At 30.7% G+C, this 22,233-nt stretch carries 19 protein-coding genes and 1 pseudogene; 3 read left to right on the top strand and 17 right to left on the bottom strand.

Going from position 1 to position 22,233, the window contains the following annotated elements; translation table 11 throughout:
• Positions 1-227: 227 nt before the first annotated feature.
• Genes Q5Y73_RS23840 through Q5Y73_RS23830 form a run of 3 tightly spaced genes read right to left on the bottom strand, consistent with a single transcriptional unit; the run spans position 228 to position 2,847 of the window.
• Positions 228-1,049: an ABC transporter permease gene (locus tag Q5Y73_RS23840; protein ID WP_305994434.1), complete on the bottom strand. Its 822-nt coding sequence runs from the start codon at positions 1,047-1,049 to the stop codon at positions 228-230.
• A complete protein-coding gene (locus tag Q5Y73_RS23835; protein ID WP_305994433.1) occupies positions 1,033-1,824 on the bottom strand; it encodes an ABC transporter ATP-binding protein in 792 nt (263 codons plus the stop codon). The genes Q5Y73_RS23840 and Q5Y73_RS23835 overlap by 17 nt, the downstream gene beginning before the upstream one ends.
• 15 nt (positions 1,825-1,839) lie before the next feature.
• Positions 1,840-2,847, bottom strand: coding sequence for an ABC transporter substrate-binding protein (locus tag Q5Y73_RS23830; RefSeq protein WP_305994432.1), 1,008 nt, complete (start codon positions 2,845-2,847; stop codon positions 1,840-1,842).
• Between the two features lie 247 nt (positions 2,848-3,094).
• Here Q5Y73_RS23830 and Q5Y73_RS23825 point away from each other — a divergent pair, with 247 nt between their 5' ends.
• A complete protein-coding gene (locus Q5Y73_RS23825) occupies positions 3,095-3,844 on the top strand; it encodes an HAD family hydrolase (RefSeq protein ID WP_305994431.1) in 750 nt (249 codons plus the stop codon).
• On the opposite strand, the pseudogene Q5Y73_RS23820 reads toward Q5Y73_RS23825, so the two are convergent.
• Positions 3,834-5,717, bottom strand: a pseudogene (locus tag Q5Y73_RS23820) (terpene cyclase/mutase family protein). The gene Q5Y73_RS23825 and the pseudogene Q5Y73_RS23820 overlap by 11 nt on opposite strands.
• Positions 5,718-6,015: 298 nt before the next feature.
• Positions 6,016-6,099 (bottom strand): putative holin-like toxin, encoded by an 84-nt coding sequence (locus tag Q5Y73_RS24970; RefSeq protein WP_371320272.1) that lies wholly within the window; start codon positions 6,097-6,099, stop codon positions 6,016-6,018.
• Positions 6,100-6,437: 338 nt separating this feature from the next.
• On the opposite strand from Q5Y73_RS24970, the gene Q5Y73_RS23815 reads away from it, so the two are divergent.
• Positions 6,438-7,007 (top strand): nucleotidyltransferase family protein, encoded by a 570-nt coding sequence (locus Q5Y73_RS23815; protein ID WP_305994430.1) that lies wholly within the window; start codon positions 6,438-6,440, stop codon positions 7,005-7,007.
• A 58-nt stretch (positions 7,008-7,065) separates the two neighbouring features.
• Positions 7,066-8,013 (top strand): phosphotransferase enzyme family protein, encoded by a 948-nt coding sequence (locus tag Q5Y73_RS23810; protein WP_305994429.1) that lies wholly within the window; start codon positions 7,066-7,068, stop codon positions 8,011-8,013.
• Positions 8,014-8,337: 324 nt separating this feature from the next.
• Here the strand turns inward: Q5Y73_RS23810 and Q5Y73_RS23805 are convergent, their stop codons facing one another.
• The 12 genes from Q5Y73_RS23805 to cysC form a co-directional block, all read right to left on the bottom strand.
• Positions 8,338-9,573, bottom strand: coding sequence for an MFS transporter (locus Q5Y73_RS23805; RefSeq protein WP_305994428.1), 1,236 nt, complete (start codon positions 9,571-9,573; stop codon positions 8,338-8,340).
• Positions 9,574-9,618: 45 nt separating this feature from the next.
• Positions 9,619-10,233, bottom strand: coding sequence for a gamma carbonic anhydrase family protein (locus Q5Y73_RS23800; protein WP_305994427.1), 615 nt, complete (start codon positions 10,231-10,233; stop codon positions 9,619-9,621).
• A 47-nt stretch (positions 10,234-10,280) separates the two neighbouring features.
• Positions 10,281-10,850, bottom strand: a complete 570-nt coding sequence (locus tag Q5Y73_RS23795) for a hypothetical protein (RefSeq protein WP_305994426.1) — start codon at positions 10,848-10,850, stop codon at positions 10,281-10,283.
• A gap of 11 nt (positions 10,851-10,861) precedes the next feature.
• Positions 10,862-12,157 (bottom strand): amino acid--tRNA ligase-related protein, encoded by a 1,296-nt coding sequence (locus Q5Y73_RS23790; RefSeq protein ID WP_305994425.1) that lies wholly within the window; start codon positions 12,155-12,157, stop codon positions 10,862-10,864.
• 25 nt (positions 12,158-12,182) lie between these two features.
• A complete protein-coding gene (locus tag Q5Y73_RS23785; RefSeq protein WP_305994424.1) occupies positions 12,183-13,484 on the bottom strand; it encodes an ATP-grasp domain-containing protein in 1,302 nt (433 codons plus the stop codon).
• Between the two features lie 193 nt (positions 13,485-13,677).
• Positions 13,678-14,874: a radical SAM protein gene (locus Q5Y73_RS23780; protein WP_305994423.1), complete on the bottom strand. Its 1,197-nt coding sequence runs from the start codon at positions 14,872-14,874 to the stop codon at positions 13,678-13,680.
• Between the two features lie 18 nt (positions 14,875-14,892).
• Positions 14,893-16,080 carry a peptidogalycan biosysnthesis protein gene (locus Q5Y73_RS23775; protein WP_305994422.1) on the bottom strand — a complete coding sequence of 396 codons (1,188 nt, stop codon included), beginning with the start codon at positions 16,078-16,080 and terminating at the stop codon, positions 14,893-14,895.
• A gap of 8 nt (positions 16,081-16,088) precedes the next feature.
• Positions 16,089-17,468, bottom strand: coding sequence for an alkaline phosphatase family protein (locus Q5Y73_RS23770; RefSeq protein WP_305994421.1), 1,380 nt, complete (start codon positions 17,466-17,468; stop codon positions 16,089-16,091).
• Positions 17,468-18,547, bottom strand: coding sequence for a class I SAM-dependent methyltransferase (locus Q5Y73_RS23765; protein WP_305994420.1), 1,080 nt, complete (start codon positions 18,545-18,547; stop codon positions 17,468-17,470). Before Q5Y73_RS23765 ends, Q5Y73_RS23770 begins: the two co-directional genes overlap by 1 nt.
• 16 nt (positions 18,548-18,563) lie before the next feature.
• Positions 18,564-20,465 carry an alkaline phosphatase family protein gene (locus Q5Y73_RS23760; protein WP_305994419.1) on the bottom strand — a complete coding sequence of 634 codons (1,902 nt, stop codon included), beginning with the start codon at positions 20,463-20,465 and terminating at the stop codon, positions 18,564-18,566.
• A 35-nt stretch (positions 20,466-20,500) separates the two neighbouring features.
• Positions 20,501-20,824 carry a HesB/IscA family protein gene (locus Q5Y73_RS23755; RefSeq protein ID WP_305994418.1) on the bottom strand — a complete coding sequence of 108 codons (324 nt, stop codon included), beginning with the start codon at positions 20,822-20,824 and terminating at the stop codon, positions 20,501-20,503.
• 655 nt (positions 20,825-21,479) lie between these two features.
• Positions 21,480-22,103 carry an adenylyl-sulfate kinase gene (cysC, locus tag Q5Y73_RS23750; protein ID WP_305994417.1) on the bottom strand — a complete coding sequence of 208 codons (624 nt, stop codon included), beginning with the start codon at positions 22,101-22,103 and terminating at the stop codon, positions 21,480-21,482.
• Positions 22,104-22,233: the final 130 nt, after the last annotated feature.

Genomic DNA, 22,233 nt, shown 5'->3' with positions numbered 1-22,233 from the left:
ACATTCAAATGCTCTTTATAGTAAGCATTTTGTTTTGTGTTTCGTCGTCCGTCTCAGCGGCGACTTAATTAATATAACATATTGTTTCATGTGATTGCAAGTACTTTTTGAAAAAGTTTTTTGCTTATTTGCTGATAGGAATGATTCATAAATCAGCAGGAATGTAATAGTAACATGTTTAATTAATGAATGCAACCAAATTCTTAATTCAAATAATAAACAACTCATTACTTATTTAATTTCAATTCTATATAAGCGACTGCTTGGTACATCAATGTAGCAAATATAGCTATAATAAACAAACTTCCCATGACTAATGTAAAATTAAAAACTTGAAAACCATATATGATTAAATATCCCAAACCTTGTTGTGATACTAAAAACTCTCCTACGATTGAACCAATCCATGCCAATCCCACATTCACCTTTAATGTTGATACAATAGTAGGAATTGAGGCAGGCAAAATTACTTTCATAAATGTTTCTCTTTTGTTTGCTCCAAAAATCTTTACTACCTTTATATAATTTGAATCTATTTCTTTAAAACTATTCAACACGACCAATGCAGTTATTATTACCGTAATTGCAAGGGTCATTGCAATAATGGATAAATACCCTGCTCCTAATCCAACTATAAATAATGGTCCTAGGGCTATTTTTGGCATACTATTCAGAACAACTAAGAAAGGGTCTAATATTTTCTCAAGTATTTTTGAACTCCAAATTAAAATAGCTAACAAAGTTCCACATAACGTTCCTAGAATAAACCCAATGACAGTTTCAAATAAAGTCGTTCCTATATGAGGTAATAATGAACCATCCATTAACTTAGAGTACAATAGATTCATTATCTTACTCGGGTAACTAAATAATAATACATCTATCCATCTTAACCTTCCTGCTATTTCCCATAAACCAATAAAAAAAAACAAGATAATCATTTGAATCACAATAACCAGTCTCTTCTCTCTGATTTGTTTTTTAGTAAAGTTTAATCGAATTTTTTTCACAAGTGTATTTGGATCAGAATCTTTATGCTTCAAACTCATCACCCTTTTGCTCTATATTTTCTAATTCACGCCAAATTTCATGGAAAAGTCTTCTAAAATCCTTTTCTTCCCTAGCTTCAAAAGGAAGCAAGCTTCGAAGTGAATTAGGGATTTCGATGATCTTATGGATTCTTCCTGGTTTTCGATTTAATATAACAATTCTATCACTCATGGCCACAGCCTCAGAAATATCATGAGTAACTAAAATTGCAGTTTTGCTATGTTCCCTTAATGTTTCAAACACTAAATCTTCTAATCTTAATTTCGTCTGAAAATCTAAAGCAGAAAAAGGTTCATCAAGCAGAAAAATATCTGGCTGAGTTGCTAATGTTCTAACCAATGCCACTCTTTGCCTCATACCTCCAGACAATTGATCTGGGTATAAATCCAAAGTATCTGACAGTCCCATCTCATTTAGTAAATACTTCGTATGAGACTTAGTGGCAGGATCCAATTTCTTCATAATTTCTAGCCCAATAATGGCATTGTTCAAAATCGTTCTCCAAGGAAACAAATAATCATGTTGCAGCATATAACCTGTTCTGTTAGAAGGCCCGGATATTACATTATTAAAAATAGACACGCTGCCCTGAGAAGGTTTTATTAATCCAGCTAAAATAGAAAGGATCGTTGTTTTCCCACAACCACTTGGACCAACAAAACTAACAAACTCCCCAGGTTTAATCGTAAGATCTATATTTTCTATTGCTAGAAGTGCTTGCTGTTCAGAAACATACACATGTGTGATACCATTTAATTTCACAGCGTGCTCCAATGATCTCACCCCTAATTATTCTAGACTTTTGATGGCATTTTCCGCAAAAGAATTATCCACTAAAATATCATGTGACGCTCTTTCCTCAAGTTCTCCCGCTTCTATCATTACGTCCAATAAATTATTCCATTCATCAACATCAACAATCGGATCTGCTGCGTACGATCCTTGAACTCTATATCTATCAATTACAATTTCAATAATTTCTTCATCTATGTCTTCAAAGTAAGGTTTTATTGCATCCTTAATTTCTCCTATACTGCTTGTTTCCACCCATTTTTGTGCTCTATGGATTGCATTCGTATACTTCTGGATTGAATCATTGTTTTCAGTTATAAAACTACTCTTGCTCATGTATACGGTATAAGGCAAGTGCCCGCTTTCTATGCCAAAAGAAGCAATAACATGACCTGTCCCTTCTTTTTCAAATACAGTTGCAGTTGGCTCAAATAATTGAACAAAATCACCTGTACCTGAGGCAAACGCTGATGCAATATTTGCGAATTCAATATTTTGAATTAGCTCCATATCATTATGCGGATCAATTCCATGTTTCTTAAGAGCAAATTCACCAGCCATCTGAGGCATGCCACCTTTTCTTTGACCTAGAAAAGTACTTCCCTTTAGCATTTCCCAATCAAACGATCCAATCGCTTCTCTTGATACTAAAAAGCTTCCATCTGTTTGAGTAAGTTGAGCAAAGTTGATCACTGGATCATCAGCACCTTGCTGATATACATAAATTGAAGTTTCAGATCCTACTAAGGCAATATCAATCCCATCAGCTAGTAGGGTAGTCATTGTTTTATCTCCACCCCACGTTGTTGTAAGTTCAACATCCAAACCTTCATCCTCAAAAAAACCTTGCGATAATGCAACATATTGAGGTGCATAAAAAATCGATCTAGTAACTTCACCTACCCGAAGTGTTGTCGTTTCGTCATCATCATTTCCGCATGCAGTAAGAATCGTTAAAAATGATAATAAAGAAACAATGATTAAAATCATAATTTTTTTCCGCATCAAATCACCTTCCCCTAAGAACTACAAGTATCATATGCATTAGCCTAGAAAAAGGTTAAAGGTGAATATGAATTTTATAATCACACAATTCAGTATCCAAATACTGTTCATATAGCAACGTTTTGTTGAAAAAATGAATGTACTTTTCGAACAGGGATATGTTATGATAGTTTTCAAATCTAAAGAGTCAGAATTATTTTTCTATTAAACCATACACATTTCACTATATTGTTAGGGGGTAGAGAAAGTGAACAGTCAATCTATCTTGTTTGATCTTGATGATACATTAATCCACTGTAATAAATATTATAAAAATGTGCTAGATACCTTTATTGAACTTATGAAAGATTGGTTTGGAGATTACGGCATTTCTAAACAACAACTAAAAGAAAAACAATTAGAAATAGATATTCATTTAGTTGAAAAACATGGTTTCTCAGCAGGTCATTTCCCTCTATCTTTAGTCAAAACTTATGATTTTTTCTGTAAAATTACACCTATAGAAATAAACAAAACAAAAAAGAAATTGCTTAAAGAGTTAGGTGAAACCGTATATAGCAAAGATGTAGAAGCGTATCCGAAGATGTATGAAACGTTAGAAAAATTACGAGCAGATGGACATCATCTTCATTTGTACACAGGTGGAGAAGATGCGATCCAATATAAAAAAATAAAACATTTAGGTTTAGAGGAGTATTTTGAGAAACGTATATATATAACTAGACATAAGACAGTACACGCCTTAAAAGATATTGTCATGAAGCAGCAATTAGAAGTAAAAGAAACATGGATGATAGGTAATTCCCTTAGAACCGATGTTAAACCTAGTTTACAAGTCGGACTTAATACAATCCATATCCCTTGCGAAACGGAATGGAAGTACAATATTGTTGAATTAAATATTAAACCTAAAAGTTTATTTTATACAATCACTAGCTTACATGAAGTCCCTGGATATATTGATCAAGGGATAAATAAAAGAGTAGTTAATGAGTAATGTACTTTTTGTAGTAATGACTTATAGTTAATAGTGGAAAAATATGATTATAGCTGTGATAATAAACATATGACAAATCTGGAAATCCCGCACCTACTGGATAATCCAGATTTTTTTTGTTTTCCATTAAAAATAGAACGCCTCGTTTCATTTCATAACTTGGTTCAATATGCATCGCAATTAAAGCATCTAACGCCCAAGCTGTTTGAACAGATGTACTAAATTTAAGATTTACATAGTTATTCTTGATGTTGCTGGAACAAGACTCTCCCCATCCACCATCTAAGTGCTGAATTGAGAGCAGCCAGTTTTTAGCCTTTTGTATGACTGGATCATCAGCTGGCACTCCCACAGCAGTTAACCCTGTAACTGCGGCCCAAGTACCATAAATATAACAAATCCCCCATTTTCCATACCATGATCCGTTTGTTTCTTGATTTCTTTTTAACCAGTGAATAGCTGCTTTCACTTGAGGGTGATCTTTTTTCAACCCTGCATAATTACCTAAAAACTCCAATGTTCGACCCGTAAGATCTGGAGTGGAAAGATCCAGTGCTCCAAACTCTACATGCTCTACAGGTAATATTGTAATGATTTTTTTATCCACATTTTTCTCAAAGGCGGCCCATCCCCCATCATCATTTTGCATGGTTAATATCCAATCTAATCCACGATTCCAAGCTTCTAATACTTTTTTATCTTGAAGTGAAGTATTATACAAAGCTCTTAATGCAGCAGTAGTATCATCTATGTCGGGATTTTTGGTATTTTCTTCTGAAAAACCCCACCCACCAGGTTTTCCTTCAGGGTTATGAATTGCCCAGTCGCTTTTCTTACTCTGCTGAAGAGCCGACAAGTATTTAACAGACTTCTTTATACTTAAGTCTTCGAATGAAACACCTGCCTCCTGTAAGCTATGCGACAATAATGCAGTATCCCAAACTGCAGAAGGTGAATTTTGGACATGCTTTAATCCACTGAAATCACATGTGTATGATTTTAATGTTTTAATTGCTTTATTGATCACCATTTTTGATTTTCCATAATCAAGTGCTAACAAGCTAAAAATCATTAAACATGTTGCACTAGTGTAATTGTAAAGAGTTCCATCAGATTCTATTCTTTGTAAAATAAATTTTTTTGTTTTTTTATAAGCTGTTTTTTGTAAATATCGGGAAAATACAAATTGTTTTTCAACCTCTCTATTGATGTAGTTTCGAAACGATGTTAATTCGTTTTTTTCGATTTGAGACCTTTTGTTTCTACTATCGTATGAATGATTTATCAAATGAGATAGATCCTGTGAATATTCTGACCTTAGATGAAAATTTGAATTACCCGTTATCATAATAGGTGCAAAATAAACCCTTGCAAAACAGCTCAGATCAAAATAATTAACTGGAAAACTAATAGGAAGCAATATGAAGGTAATTGGAATCGGGAATGGTTTGGGCCAGCGATATTGACCATTCACTGCCAACATCGCTTTATATAAAAAATGAACGTTGTTTAAGCCGCCCATTGCGAGGATTTGTTTTTCTGCTTTTTTCATAATGGTATCATTTTTTTAAAAATACCCAGAATAAAGCAGCGCATTATATGCTGAAACAGAGGCTGTTATATTTCCTGGGGACTCGTCCTGATAGTGCCTCCAAGCCCCGTTTTCATCTTGCTTCTCAAGGATATATTCAGATATAGAACGAATAAATTTTTCATCTTTATTTTCGATTGCTCTCAAGGTCATCACCATAAAAGAATCAAACATCACACCATCTTGAAAACATAAATACCATGCACCATTTGAAAATTGCAATGATTTTATTTTTTTAACTCGTATTTGGATTTCATGAATGATATTACTTTTTGTAATCAAAGTGGATCATTCCTTTATAAGTGGATTATTTAATAAGTATTAAACCGCTTATAAAGCTATTCATGATATATTAGCTAAAGTCAGTGAAGAAATTAATAAAATATCGTTTGAGTTCTGCCTTCCGAAAATTGACATTTTGTGATTGAGCATGGTATATTTTTAATAACATATTCGTAAAATAAATAAGGTAGGTGTGCTAGCTACACACCCACCAGTCTGAGTACAGCCCTGCGAAAGGGCGATCAGCTCAATTAACGTGATGTAGTAAACCGTCTAGCTGTGGGAGCATAGAGACGGTTTACTTTCTTTTATGAAAGGACAGTATGGTTACGATAAGCAACCCGAAAGTAATCATAAGTGAGATTCCTTCATACACTGTCATTGGCATCACCTCCTTTTCACTAAGGATAAAGAAGTGAGCCAACCGTCCTACGCCTGAACTTGTATACTCATATGTATATTATAACAATATAAGATAATTATTCCAATTAAAAGAATGAATGAAATAATAACAATAAAAGTCACCAGAAGGTGATTTTTTTTGATTGATTTAATATCCAATACAAGCCGTACTCTAGCTTATTAATGATAGTTTAAACAAAAGATCTTTTCACTCTTCGAAAAATTCCGTTAGGAGTTTTTATCTGTTTTCTTTTTTACTTTATGGTATGATAGATTGATAGGAATATACGTTCTTATTAGGAGGAATATTATACAACCATGATGATCAAAAGCGAAAAAGAAATTATCAATCTAGTTAAAGAAGATCAATGGATGATGGATATATTACATACTGTCAAATTGTTAAATCTGCCAGATTGGTGGGTTTGTGCTGGATTTGTTCGTTCTAAAATCTGGGATACGTTACATGATTTTAAGGAAAGAACAGAGATTCCTGATATTGATGTAATCTACTTCGATCGTGAACAAATCAATGAAGCTGAAGAAAAGAAATATGAACAATACTTGAGAACTCTACTTCCCAATATTCCTTGGTCAGTAAAAAACGAAGCTAGAATGCACCTAAAAAATCAAATCCCACCCTACTCTTCATCAGTTGATGCAATCTCAAAATTTCCAGAGACTGCTACTGCTTTGGGGCTAAAACTAGATGAAAAAAATGATGTCATATTAGCTGCTCCTTGTGGAATTAGTGATGTTATTAATCTACAATTAAAACCAACGCCTTATTTTGCAAAAACAAAAGAGCTAGCTTTCATATATGAGGAACGGATCGTAAAAAAGAATTGGAAATCTATTTGGAATAACATTAAAGTGAATCATATTTAAACCTACTGCTGAGTTTCATAATTTAACAATCAGAAATATTGTCGAGGTGATTTAGCAAGTGGAATCAACAATGTTGGAAATAGCTGCAAATAGATACAGAGTTAAAGCTTCATCATTAAAACTATTGGGTGGATTTGATAACAACGTCTTTGAATGTCTTACAAAAGAAAGGCACTTTATATTAAAGTTTTTAATGGGTACAGATTCATCATCAATCAAGCGAGAGCTAGATTGGATGAATTATTTATCAGAACACGGATTAAACATCACTAGTCCTATCTACTCTGAATTAGGTAATCTAATAGAGGAAATTAGATATGAAAATAAACACTATATAGTAGTTGCGTATGAGTATGCAAAAGGACATTTTATTCATGACCTTGAAACTGAGTTTTCCTTAATCAAACAGTGGGGAAAAGTAATGGGCAGAATGCATCTATTAGCTAAAAAATATGATTCTAATAAAATATCAAAATATCGAGAATGGCATGAAAGTAGTATTATTACTGATTTTCCAGTATCAGCTGGGGATAAAGTATATGATAAATGGAAAGAAATGATTTACAAATTAAATCAATTATCTAAAACTAAAGATTGCTACGGAGTTATACATAACGATCTTCATCAAAATAACTTTCATGTTCATGAAAATGATCTTATCCTTTTCGATTTTGGAGATATAGAAGTAAATTGGTTTGCATATGATATTGCTATATGTTTATTTCATGCTATTCAAGCCGTACCTCAATCTGAGAGCAAACAAAAGGTAGAATTCGCTGAACGTTTTATTGATACATTTTTATCTGGATACACAACAGAAAATTCAATTGATGAAACATGGATAGCTAAAATCCCATTTTTCCTAAATTATAGACAAATATATTCTTTTGTTTATTTCTCAAAACATGTAAATTTAGAAGATTCTGATGAAAGTGTAAAAACAGCCTTGAGCAATATGAAATACAATATTGAACATGATATCCCTTTTATTGAGCTTAGATTCTAATTTACAATTACAAGTATATATTTTTCTGTATGTACAATGTCTTTAACATCTTTCATACATCCATTGTAACTATTTATATACAAGTCTACCTTAACTGAAGGTCGGTTGGGCTTTGTTTTGTTGAGCAAACTGCTACTTTGCCTTCATAATTCAGGACTTTCACCCTATACATTGCAACAAACTGGGATGAAAAAAAAACAGATAGAGACTAACACTCCATCTGATTTAAGAAAAACTACATCCATGCGACTCTAAATCTATACATAATTAGGATAATAATGAACTTGATTCAATATTACATGTATAATAACAAGCTGTTATAAATCAAAATTTAACCCTATCTTGTATTTTTGGATAAATTACAAGATAGATTAGTATACCTACTATGCCTATACAGGTAATTATTATAGCTATAAATAAAGAAGGAAATAAGGCACTGAATGTAACAATAATAGATGAGATTAAAAAACTTAAATTAGTACTCATACTTTTAATTGCCATATATGAACTTCTATTATGATCATCTGGTAAAGCTGCCATATTGGATTGTTCAACAGGAATTCTGATAACTTCCCCGACGGTCGCTACAATCATCATTATAACTAAGAGCCAAATGTTATTTGAATAGGCAATTACCCCGTATCCAACTACAAACAAAAAGCTTCCTATAATTAATACTGATTTATCTTTAAATCGCTCTACGAATTTTGCAGTAAATAATACAAATAAGGCAACTAAAATTGTATTCTCTGCTCTTAAAAAGCCCAACATTTGAATTCCTTCAATTTTCCAGTATATAAATTGTTGATTGATAAATTCTTCACTTAATCGAATCGCAATATAATTTGTTAAATTAAATTCCATAGATAAGATTAGAACTCCTGCAATAATATACCAGATAAACAAGTGGTCTTTAAAGACCACTTTATAATTTTTAAATAACTCCAACATCTTAAATGAGGGAGAAACTTTTTCATTTTCATTCGGAAAATAACTCTCTTGTATAAAAAATATAATCATAATTACCGTAATTAATGAACCGAAAGACAGTACTATAAATAATTCGAATAAATAATCTGTAAATAAGAAAGCTCCTAATATTCCTCCTATGGCAATAGATATATTATTTGCCCAATAGGTGATTGAATACATTAACTTGCGCTGTTCAAGTGTACTTACATCTATTAACATTGCTTGCTGTGCTGGTTCAGTCACCCCCCAACATATTATATTCACAATCATCATTAAAAATGTAATAAACACAGACTCAAACCAAGGGGAATTACAAATAATCATTATAAAGAATGCAATGAATCTACCAATTCCTGCATATACCATAATTGTCTTTCTACCATAAAGATCTGAAATATAACCACCGAACAAGTTAATAATAATTCCAATAAAAACAATAACTGTTAGTAATATCCCTGTAATCTGTTCACCATAGTTTTTTGCAAAATATATAGCCATAAAAGGAAAGATCATTCCACCTATAAAACTACTAATAAAAATTTCAATAATTCGAACTTTTATATTAATATGAAAATCTTTAAATTTCATATCCCTCTCCTGTCAATCATTACTTTGTTAGATGAAGATGTATAATTATGTTGAAACAACCTCATCATCCTTATGTTTCAAAAGATGATTAATATACTTTTCACATAGTACTTTAGTAGCTTCTCCATTACTCATCATACTAGAATCAAACCCAAATAATGTCTTTGTAAAACCCATTTCAAATACAGATTCATGAACTAAATTTATCTCATTAGGAGAATAAACTTTAGCTGGATTTCCTATGGCAGTATAGCCAATTGGAATTAACGTTGAAGGGAGACATTCCGAAGCAATATGTACTACACCATTTATTCCCAACATGGTTCCCTCACCTAATTTTGAACCTGATAAAACAGTTGCATTAGTTGCTATAAAACACCCTTTTTCAATAATTGATCCACTTATGTGTGCACTTGGACCGATTAATACATATTGAGCTATTTTAGTTGGATCTCTTTTGGTTGATCGTATGACTGCATTCTCCATGATAATTGCATTTCCTTCAATTTCCAAAGTAGTATTACCTTCTGATGTTAAAACAGCACCTGCTAAAACTACTGAATTAGGTCCAATAATAACATCTCCCTCGATTACTGCACTTGGTGAAATTGAGGCAGTAGGGTGAATACTAGGTGAATTATTATTATATTTTATTAACAATTTCTATACCTCCAATATTATTTTTAAAGAAATTTCTCAATATTTAATTATTCTCCGTATAATTGCTTTAATCTATTATCAAGTTCTTCTTCATCTTTTAATGAAAATGACGAAACCTTCTCTTGGAGTAAATTATGACCACTTTTATAATTTATATTAAATATTTTCAACCATGTATGAAAAATATCATTCAACTCACAAGTCCCAATAGAACCCATAATAGGTAAATTATATGACAAAAATATAAATAGCGATTCTCTTTCTTGTGAGGAATCTATTACAATCATTAAGATATACTCATTTTCCTCTAAATTTCTATAAACAGTATCTTTTATCCCATGAAAATCCATCAAAGTGATAGGTTTAAATAATAACACTCCACTTTTTTCATAATCATAGAAACTTTCTACTTTTTCAAACGATAAATTATAATAATTACATAGTTCTTCAAATTTCTTTACTATAAAATCTTGATGGTAAGGTTCTGTAGTATTTATTTCATCTATCATTCCGTATGTGCCAATATCAAATAAATCACCGATCACAGGATGTTTTATTCCCTTCTGGTAAATTTCATTTAAATTCTCCACAATGACAGTTATAATGGATGATGTCATTAATTCCCCTCCTATTCAAATCCTTCTCGTGGAAACAATAATCCTTCTCCAATTTGTTCATCTTCATTAATTACTTGTAATAATCTATCCAATCCAATAGCGACTCCAGCCAAAGGAGGCATCCCAAGCTTAGTACTCTCAATTAAACCTTCATCTAAATTAACCTCTGATATTTTATTTGCAATTCTATATTTTAATCTGTCTGAATATCTTTCAATCAATTCATTGGAATCAATAATATTTTCATATAAATGAGCTAGTTCAAATCCCCCGGGTAAATATAATTCCGCTCTTAGAGATTCACCCTTTTCTATACCTTTAGCACTTATACCCAATTCAATGGGAAATCCTGTTATAAAGGTAGGTTTTTTAATATTAGGGAGAATTTTATTATCAAATATCCACTCAATCCATGTTCTTTTGAATTTATCTGCTTTCCCTCCAGTTCCAGACCACCATCCTTTTCCAATTACATATTGTACAAGGTCTTCAGTATTTTTATATTCATCTAAATTTACTCCTGCATGTTGTTGCATTATACTTGAAAAGTCCACAGTATTAATAGGAAGGGAGAAATCAATAGAGTACTCATTAAACGTTATACATGTTTCACCATTGATTTCCTTTATGATGTATTTAATTAAGTCATAGCAGAAATGAATAGCTTCATTTAGTGACCAGAATCTTCTGTAACATTCCAAAGAAGTGAATTCTTGTAAATGAGTATCATCTGGTTTTTCTGGTCTGAAATTTGTAGACACTTCATAAACAGCTTCAAAACCAGCAGTAAGATATCTTTTTAAATATTCTTCAGGATCAGTTCTTAAAAAATATACATTATTCTGTGTAGTTGTTTCTAGCTGTTTTATGTTAGAGACCTCTGGTTGTATCCTTAAGATAGGTGTTTGTACTAATAGAAAATCCTTACTATTCATATATTTTTGTATATAATTTATCATTATTGCTCTTCTTTTAACCGCTGTCATTTTCTTAGTTTGTAAAATGAATTGGGCTTCTGGTATATTTGAATTATGAACTGACATTTCAAGGTTTTTATAAAATAATACTACACAATTTTCTAAACAACTATAATTTGAATCCCAATTGCCTTTTAAACCTACAAATGAATATTCAACAAAATCTTCTTTTTTTATACCCTTTAATTCAATTTCATACTCTTCATCAAATAAGCATACTTTATTATTACAAAATCTTATTCTTCCTGATACATATAAATCTGTAATATTATTATATTTTTTCTTCATCAATTGTTCTATGGTAACATTAGGACTAAAATTCCTTTTCATTTCGCCCACCTCATTACTCTTGAAATTAGACAGAATCTATTATAAATTCAATAAGTTCATTAGCTGCTTTATGTAAGTGTTCCATTTCAATTTGAGTTAAATTAGAAACTAATACATTTAACGAAAACACTTCTTTATCTGTAATATCAATAATATCACCAGGGAACGAAAATGGAATGACATCTATTACTCCATTTAGCTTCTTTAATTCTTCTATACCCTCTATCTTTTTTAATCGACCACTTTTGTGTGAAAAAATTGACAATATACCTATTCGCTCTATTTCATTCTTAATTACTTTATTTGGGGCTCTTAATCTACCTTGTATTGCAATTACTTCGTTTATTAAATCTATACCTAATATTTCCTTTACAGCTTTAACAATTATTGAACCCCCCGCTCTTCCAGCATTAACTTCTATTAAAAACGGCCCATTCTCACTATCTTTTATTTCAACATGAGCACTGCAATTATTAATCTCCAAAACAGTTAAACACTGTTCAATATGTTCCCATAACATTTCTTCTCTTTTTTCCTCTAAATCAAATGCAGGATATACAAATCCATTTTCGTGAAACTTTATTGTATCTTCTAATATTTTTTGAAATAGAGCAACTCTATGGAATTCCCCATCTTTTATGATAATTTCAGCACAATACTCATTACCTTGTATAAACTCTTCTACCAAAAAAGTTTTTAATGGATTAATATTTTCATTAATTCCGTCATAAAATTGAATAAAATTACTATAATTCCCATAAAAGTTATCTGAGATTCTTTCTTCTAAATAATGATAAGCTTCTATCAATTGCTCCTCATTTTTTACTAATTTCACCAAATGACTAGCCATTCCATTTATAGGCTTAATTACAACTGGATATCCTATATTATCTTTTATAAAATAACATTCTTTTATTGAACCTACTAGAGCAAACTTAGGAGTAGGTAAGTTACCTTCTCTTGTTATTTTTCTCATTTGATATTTATTTCGGGAATTAAATAATCCATCAATATTAGGATGAGGCACATTTAATTCTTTTGCAGCTTGTGCTGCTGGTAGTACTGTTCCGTCGTAACATGAAAATATAGCAACTATTCTCTTTTCCTTTGCTAGTTCTTGCGCTGATTCCTTTATGATCTTATAATCATATGGGTTATCAATAACATGAATTTTAATAAATATCTCTTTCCAGTGCTGCAAATGAGACTTACTCACTTCACCTGTTATTAACATAGGTTCCATACCATGTTCTTTTATTGCACGACCAAATGGGATTACTCCCCCCAAACCTTCATCTGAAATTAATATTACAACACTTGATTCCATCTCTACACCTCAACATGTAATTTCCAATATATTATTTTTATCATTAAAGATTTTTGAATAGGTAACTCTTTAAATGAATTATAATTATTATCTTAGAATACTATTTACTATAAGAAACTCGAATTCATACTCTATGTTCAAATCGATGAATTCGAGTGATATTGCTTTACTGTCTTTTTTAAATATAAGTTTACTACTTCTTTATTTCAGAAGGTGCAATATTAAAAACAGGAAGAGGTATAAAACTACTATTTGATTTGGTAGCCATCTCAATAGGAATTTGTTCACATAAACAATTAGTAACATCATATCTTCTATTAACTATATAATCCGTTGAATGTAATAATTCATATAAGGAATTTCCTCTTATATTAACGGGTATTTCTGGAATTTGATTTTCCAATATTGCTATTCTTGGTGATAGATATCCCCTACTTGTAATTACAGCTTTACAAGTTGCCATTGAACAACTAGTAGGACTCAATAAAGGGTTAACCCGCTCAGCTTGTTGATCATTTAGATCAAATAACGTTTCTCCAAAAGATCGACCATTATGTTGAAGCATTTCAACTATTCTAGATAATTGATGTTTTTCAGCGAATGGTATTATTGTTTCAATTATTTCTTCTACGTTTCTTCTTTCAACTACAACCTCAATACCCACCTTGTTTCTAGGAAATGAATTCAATAATTTTATTAAACCTTGAGGAATATTTACATCATCATATTGTGAAAAATTATAAATTCTATTATCTATTTTCATCATTTCTCCTACCAATTCTTCACTGGTACTCCATAGCTTAAAATAAAATGAAACAGGATAGTTTTTTAGTTTATTTATAGCTTCATCAATAGTCATATTCCAATATTTCATACAAGTTTTCTCATCAGAAAAAATTATTCCATTTGTAAATATTACAGCTTGCATGTCAACACTTTTACAAGTCTCTAAAAAGTCCCAAAAATCTTCATCTATTGTTGGTTCACCTTCACCAGGAATGTAAACATACTTTGCTCCCAATTCACTTGCTTCTTTAAGAATTCTTTTTTTATGTTCTATCTCTAATTCCATAGGTTTCTTTTTTCTATCTGTAAAGCATATTGTACAGTCTGCATTACAAGCACCGGTTAACATCATTACTATAAATTGAAGAGAGTCACTCTTTACCTCGTTTACATGATCTTTCAACTCAGAATCTGTCATAGAGAACAATTTATTTTTAAATGTTTTAATTTCTTCTTCCTCTCTAGAATCTAAAAATTTACAAACTAAATCTTTATATCCGTGTAAATAATCTATAGCTGCATTAGCCAAAGAAGTCTTAATCCAATTTTCATTACTAATATGTTGAATTTTGAATCTATGATCTTCATTATGAAGTCTTGCCATTTTCCTTTCTCCTCCTATTTATTTAATAATTTCTAATGCGTTCACAGAACTGTGATCTTTGTGGTATTTCTCAGCCATATTGCAAAAATAATTTAATTTAGTCATATGATATTGTTTTAAATATGTGTTTAATAAAAATTCATCATCAAAATCATATACTTTTACTGCTGAATAAAGAAGTCTGAGCTTTCCACCTCTTTGTAACTTAGCTTGATGGCTCCCTCCTCCCATTTCTATCCTTTTAAACTTCTTTCTAATAGCTGTTTCAATTAACCAAGGTCCTCCCAAATAGAAATAATCATCGGATGTTAATGAACCAAAAAATTTTGGATAAAATATTGATTCTTTCACAAAACAGAATAATGATGATTGAATGATTCCGCTAGTATTTACTCCTATCATTATTAATTTTTCAAGAGATTCATTCTTAAATAAATTTTGAAAAAAATGAAATGAGGGAGAAACATCATTATACTTTAATGACGTTTTTATGAATAACTGAATTATTGAATCCATTTTACGTTTATTATTAGGACTGAAATCAAACTGATCTATAATCTCCCATCTTACATCTGCTTTTTTTTTCATATTCTTGCTAAATGAGCGCATCTTTCTTCCTCTAGACCCTAAATATGAATAATATTCATCCATTGATCTCCATGTAATATCTATATTACAATCAGCCCCAGTATTTATTACATTATAATCATGGATATATAATTTTTTTATCCATTTATCATCATCATCTTCATTAAGATAATAATGAGATATTAGTTTTACTTTATGTTTTATACAAACGTTATCAATCACTTCAATAATCTTCTCATAAACATCATCATTTAATTTTGTACTATGTATTAATCCTCCCCTATAACCATACGGACTGACTGTTACTGCACAAGGGAACCATTCTTTATCTAGTATTTTTTCGAATCTTCGGAATAATTGGTTATTAAATAGTTTTCTTTCTCGTTCTCCACAAAAAATATCCTTAGGATTGTGATAATAATATCCTTTATCTTTCAAGATATATATTGGAAGTACTGCAATTGGAATAGTATTTTTTTTTATTACAATTATTTCTAACTCACCAATACTATTGGATGATTGATACCATTCCCAAGCCTGAAAAACACTTCTATTGACTGATAAGTCTCCCCAGTTTATTTCTTTTAGAGAGTTATACACGATAATTTCAAGGCTCATTACATCACCTAATCATTGAAAATATTTTCACCTATATAATCGTCATTAACAGGCAAATTAAATTGTTGAATAATTGTAGGAGTTATATCATATATAGAACTATCTCTTCGAACATTTTTTTTAATATTAGGACCAGAAATAATATACACTCCATCCATTGAATGGTTAGCACCATCAGTCCCAGTATCATTTTCAATAATCCAATTTGATTTGTACCCCACCTTACCTATACTTCTCCAATGTAAATCACCTAACAATACTATTAAGTCAGGTGCTAAACCCCTTACTCTTCTGTAAATCCTCTCGGGCCAGTAAACTTTATTTGAAATTTCTATTCCATTATCTAATTTAATCTTCTGAAGCAATTTCGTAAGTTCTTCTTTATAATGTCTCAAATCCTTTGGTGAGATTTTACCTTGAGGTTCTCTGCCGACTATATTTAAAAAAATTCTCGAATAGTAGCCTCCATCTCCCCAAGCCTTTGTCTTAGACCAATCAATAAGGTCTTTTGTCAATTTGGTAGGTTCATTTGGTTTTTCTTTTAAAACTAACCATCCTTCTCTTATTAGTATTTCATTTATGCATACACCTCCATACATTGCTTTTGCTCCATGGTCTGAAACAATAAGAAATGTAGTACTGTCATCATCTAATATATTTAGTAATCTTCCTATACGGTTATCAATATACATATAGTAATCTATTATTACATTAGAGTATTTATCATGGTATTCATATTCAGGATGATTTTTATCATGATACTTCCAGAAACAATGATGTATTCTATCAGTCCCAATCTCACATAATATAGAAAAATCCCATTCATTTTCTCTTATTAGATTTTCCATTAAATCAAATCTCTTTTCTGTCATACTATAGACAGTATCTAATACTTCATCTAGTGGAGTGTTTCGAAAATCAGTAACATCAAATAAATATTCTCCAATTTCTTCCTTTATGAATGTTGATAACTCTTTTGGATAGCAAAATTCATTAGAATTTTTTGGAGAATCGAAACCTGATACCAAAAAACCATTAATAGGATTTATTGGATAGGTTTGTGGTACTCCAACTATGATACTTTTTTTATTCACCTTACTGAATAGATCCCACAATCTATCAAATTTGACCATGTGAGAAGATGCAAAGACCTCATCATCATAACGATATGTCCTACGATTTCTAAAACCGTAAACACCTAATTCTCCAGGATCTTTCCCAGATAACATCGAAGACCAAGCAGGTACTGTAATAGGTGGAATTGTACTATTTAAAGTTCCATAAGTTCCTTGTGCAACCATTTTTTTAATATTAGGAGTGAAGTTTAAATTATCCAATATATTTGAATCGATACAATCTAGTCCTAATATAAAAAGCTTTTCTTTCACTAGATGAAGTCCTCCTTTGATAGAATGGAATCAGGAAGTTTTTCAGCCAAGAGATAGCTATGACTTCCTCTATAATATTCATTAGTAATAACGAATCCTACCTCTTCTACTAGACTTTTTATTTCTGACCAAGATACAATCCAAGATTCATTCTCAATCATAGAAAAATAAAAATCATGCATATGTTCATCCTCAAAATCACTTCTAGAAAAACAGTGACCAATAACCAATAATCCCTCAGATCTTAATGCTTTATAGATTTGTTTTAGCATCTTTCTCTTATCTTTTATAAAGTGAAATGCACCATTAAATAAAACTCCATCGAAATATAGTGAAGGTAAGTTAGGAGGAAGTCCATCATTAAGATCTCTATGAATAAAATTTACACGTGCATTAGGATAAATTAACATTTTTGCCTCATTCAAAAAATCTAGTGATTTATCAATGCAATAAATATCACATCTCTCATCTGATAATTGAGAAATACGTTGTGAACCATACCCTAACCCACTTGCTAAGTCTAAAAAACGACTTCCTTTTCTAACTAGTTCATTAACAGCTTGCATACGTCCAAATTCATAAAGTGGATTTGAAAGGTTAGTTTGCCAAACAGATAAAAACGATTTATCGAATCTAATTCTTTTAGTTTCGGAACGGAAATACGATAAATCATGTCCAAGTAACTCATGATTACCTTTGCGAATTAATTGAGTGAAATTATCAACATTACTAAACCATGGTTTTAATTTATCAGTGTTTTCTTTATATACATTTAGAGTATTATCAACATTTAAATTGTTTTCTACTACATCTTGTTTAGTTCTAAATACTTTCTGATTAAATATGGTTTTAGTTTCTAAAAATTCCTGATCTACCAACACATTAAGAAGTGCCTTTAATTGTTCTTTTTTTTCTATAAGAAAATCCATTTTTTCAATTATTTCTTCAACAGTCCTAAATTCATATAAACATATAAGAAGACCACTAGTTATAGATGTTTCTGCAACAACCCAATTAAATATGTTTGCAGATTCAATTGCACTGTCAAATAAAGATGTGGTAGATTTCATTTGACCCATCTTTTTCACTCCTTTATCATTTAACTGATTTAAAAATATTTATCGGTCTGCCTTCACAGTTTCTAGGAGGTGGAATTTCCATATAACTTGCAATAGTTGGGGCTATATCAACCAAATTATGTGGTAAGGCATGTGAGTCGGATTCGATATTTGGACCACTAAATAAGGCGATTGTTCGAGCTGATTTACTAAATGGAAAGAATGAGCCATGTCCACTTGTTACTTCTTTATATGGGATAGAAATTTCAAATAACAGTTCAGAATTATCAGAGATTCTACTTGCAACTTCATAGCCTTTATCCATACAAAACACTAAATCTGGCGATCGGTTACCATAGTGTCCAAATCCTTTTAAGTCACTACGATCTAAGACTACTTTAATTGGATGTTTTCTAGTATTTGGATCAATTACATCTCTAAGTTCATTAGTGATTTCGCTACATATCAGATCTATTTCGTTATCCTTAACGATCCCATACTTCCAAGTATTTACTTTGTTTATGTAAATAAGTCCTGGAAAAAGAGCATAAGCTTTCGTCTCACTCCATATTATTTCATTATTTTCAGAAAGAGTTAAAAAACCTTTATTTACAAGGAAATTGTTTATATAAAAAATGCTATGTACTAAATCATGTCCATGATCACTAGCTATAACTAACAATGTATCGTCATCTATTACTGATTGAATTTCTCCTATAATTTTATCAGCAAGGATATATACTTGTTTCAGGAATTCTAAATCCCTTTCCACATTTATGGAGTTATAATATGGATGCTCTTTATCTAAACAAGCTCCTACAAGATGATGGGCATATTCAATTACATGCCATTGAGTGAAAAATCCGTTCCATTTTTTATTTTCGGTAAGATACTTAATTGCTCTTATCATCCAATTTGTATGTTCCTCATATATTTCTAGTTGTGTTTCTAAATCTATAAGTTGATTCATATAGTCATATGTACCAGTCCATTCCACAACAGGTCCTACTTTATTCAATAAATCTTGTTCTAATTCAGGGTAATTTGTATAACCATATAATCTATGGCCTTCTGATCGATATAATCGAAACCTCTTCTCTTTTATATCTAGCTCGATAAGTTTTAATCTGTAGGCATAAGGATGAAGATATTCATCTTCTATAATCCAATTAGACCATTGTCCTTCTTCTAAATAAGTTTTCACATTAGATGCATCCTTAGATTTAGACAGTAACATTTTAAAAGTGTTATTTGTTCTATAAACTAAACCAAACAATATTTTTTTTGCATTAGATCCTTTTTGATCAATATGAATAACAAATTCGAATTCTGTAGTATACGCCTCAGGCAATCCAGTCCACCCTACCGCATCTCTGGGAAAAACTTCTACAATATCTTTTACTTCCGTATCAATTCTCCAATGATCTTTATATCCACTAGGAAATAACTGCTCGGGACTACTTTCACTAATATTTTCTACTCCAGCCACATATCCTTTTGAAGGTGCAACATCAAATTTGCAAGTTATATCTGCATACCCTCCTGCACCATCAATTTGTATAAAATCTCCATCTCTAGGAGGCCAACTACCAGGATATTTCAGTACAGTTGCATCAAGATTGTGATTGGAAAAAGTTTCCCATATGTACTCAACACCTGAATATCTTGAATCAAAACCATTAATTATGGAATCAGGTGTTTTATTGAAATTTGGTAATAAAATATTTTCAACCCCTATTGTACCTGGGCTAGCTCCAGATGCAATAGATAACCATCCTGGTGCTGTAGTAGCTGGTAGAGTGGGAATTATATCTATTTGCTTTGCATTGTTTATTAATTTCTCAAAATTAGGTAAACAACCTTGTTTTATGAATGAATGAAAGACTTCAGGTGGAAGACCATCAATGCCAAATAAAAATACTTTTTTCTTTTTATTCATATTACTCTCTTTACTCCCTTTAAATATCAAAATTATTAACTACAGCTAAAGCTGTTTCCACAGCCGCATGTTGATGTAGCATTTGGATTGTAAATATTAAAACCTTCAGCAGATTCAGTTTGTATAAAGTCAACTACAATATCTTTTAAATAACTTTCATACTCCTTGTTTAATAGTACTTTCATCCCATTAATATCAACTATGTTATCGTTTTCACCTTTCTTTTTATCAAAACCAATCATATATGTAAAACCGCTACATCCCCCAGACTTAACATCAATTTTTAAAAAAACATCGCTGTCATACATTTTTTTCATCTCAATAATTTTCTGAATCGCTTGTTCACTTATTGAAATCAATTATAACCACCTCAAATTTAATTAAAATACTATTGTTTATTTTCAAGTCAATGCAAACACATTTAATTTATATATTTTTAATTACCCCCTTCTTTAGAATTATTAAATTAAATCTCTCAAACATATTTGGCAACACATACTTCAAAAAATTAATTATAATAATATTACCAGTACAATATATAGAAAAATAAGAATTTTCTAAAAATTAATACTATTAATACAATACCATATTTTACTTATAATTTAAATATTATGGTATTTATTTTTCTTGATTTTTTTTAGTTTTACTTTAATCTTTTCTTATTTAATCCTTATATCAGTTTTTCAAATGATTTTAATTTTTTGTACTCTACTTAATTCATGTAGAAAAATAGTTACAACGCGAATAGATTCTTTAATACTTACGGTTGCTCTACCACTTTTGAGTATAGATTTTTTAAGGGATTTAAGGTTTAAAATAGATTGGAATTGTTTTTCGAAACTTTAGGAGTTAAATGATCTCATTTATTAAAATCGATGAATGAAGAATATAGTTTAGAGATATTGTTACCAACATTGCTCGAATGGAGTAGAACGTGGCTAAAGATATCAGTATGAAACTAATCTTTGTCAAATTCAGTATTAATAACTATAATGATCTGATAACTACTCTCTATTAAATGGAATAATCAGTATATTTAAAATTGATGTATTGTTTCTGTTCTAAATAGTCTATAACTTGTTGAAGTGATTTCTCCAAAGATTGCTTGTCTGTTTCAACTATAATATCAGGATTGACTGGCTCTTCATATGGAGCATCAATACCAGTAAAACCTATTATTTCACCTGAACGTGCTTTTTTATATAATTTTTTTGGATCTCTTTTTTCACATTCAATTAAGCTACACTTAACATATATTTCTATAAACTCTTCTTCATTAAATAGTTGACGAACAATTTTACGATCTTTACAATACGGTGAAATAAAAGCACAGAGTGTTACAATCCCAGCATCAACCATTAATTTAGATATTTCCCCTATTCTACGTATATTTTCCTTCCGATCTTCTGGACTAAATCCAAGATTTTTATTTATACCTTGGCGAACATTATCCCCATCAAGAATATATGTTAAGATCCTTCTTTTGTGCAACTCCCTCTCAACTTCTACACAAAGTGTAGATTTACCGGCTCCAGATAATCCGGTAAACCATAATACAACACTTCTATGACCAACTAATTTTTGACGTTCTTCCTTTACTATTTTAGATTTATGCCAAATAATATTTGAAGCTTTCATATTATCTATTCTCTCCTTTTTTATAAAAAATCATATACAATGCTTATAATTAAAAAAAGCTATTAGCATGACGACAATTGTACACTGCTATTAATTGAACATTGATAAGGGAGTTTAAAAAGGTTATGTC

It is taken from the genome of Chengkuizengella axinellae (assembly GCF_030730905.1).
Classification (GTDB): domain Bacteria; phylum Bacillota; class Bacilli; order Paenibacillales; family KCTC-33759; genus Chengkuizengella; species Chengkuizengella axinellae.
The sequence above is the reverse complement of the archived record's forward strand: the minus strand, read 5'-3'. Positions and strand labels throughout refer to the sequence as shown.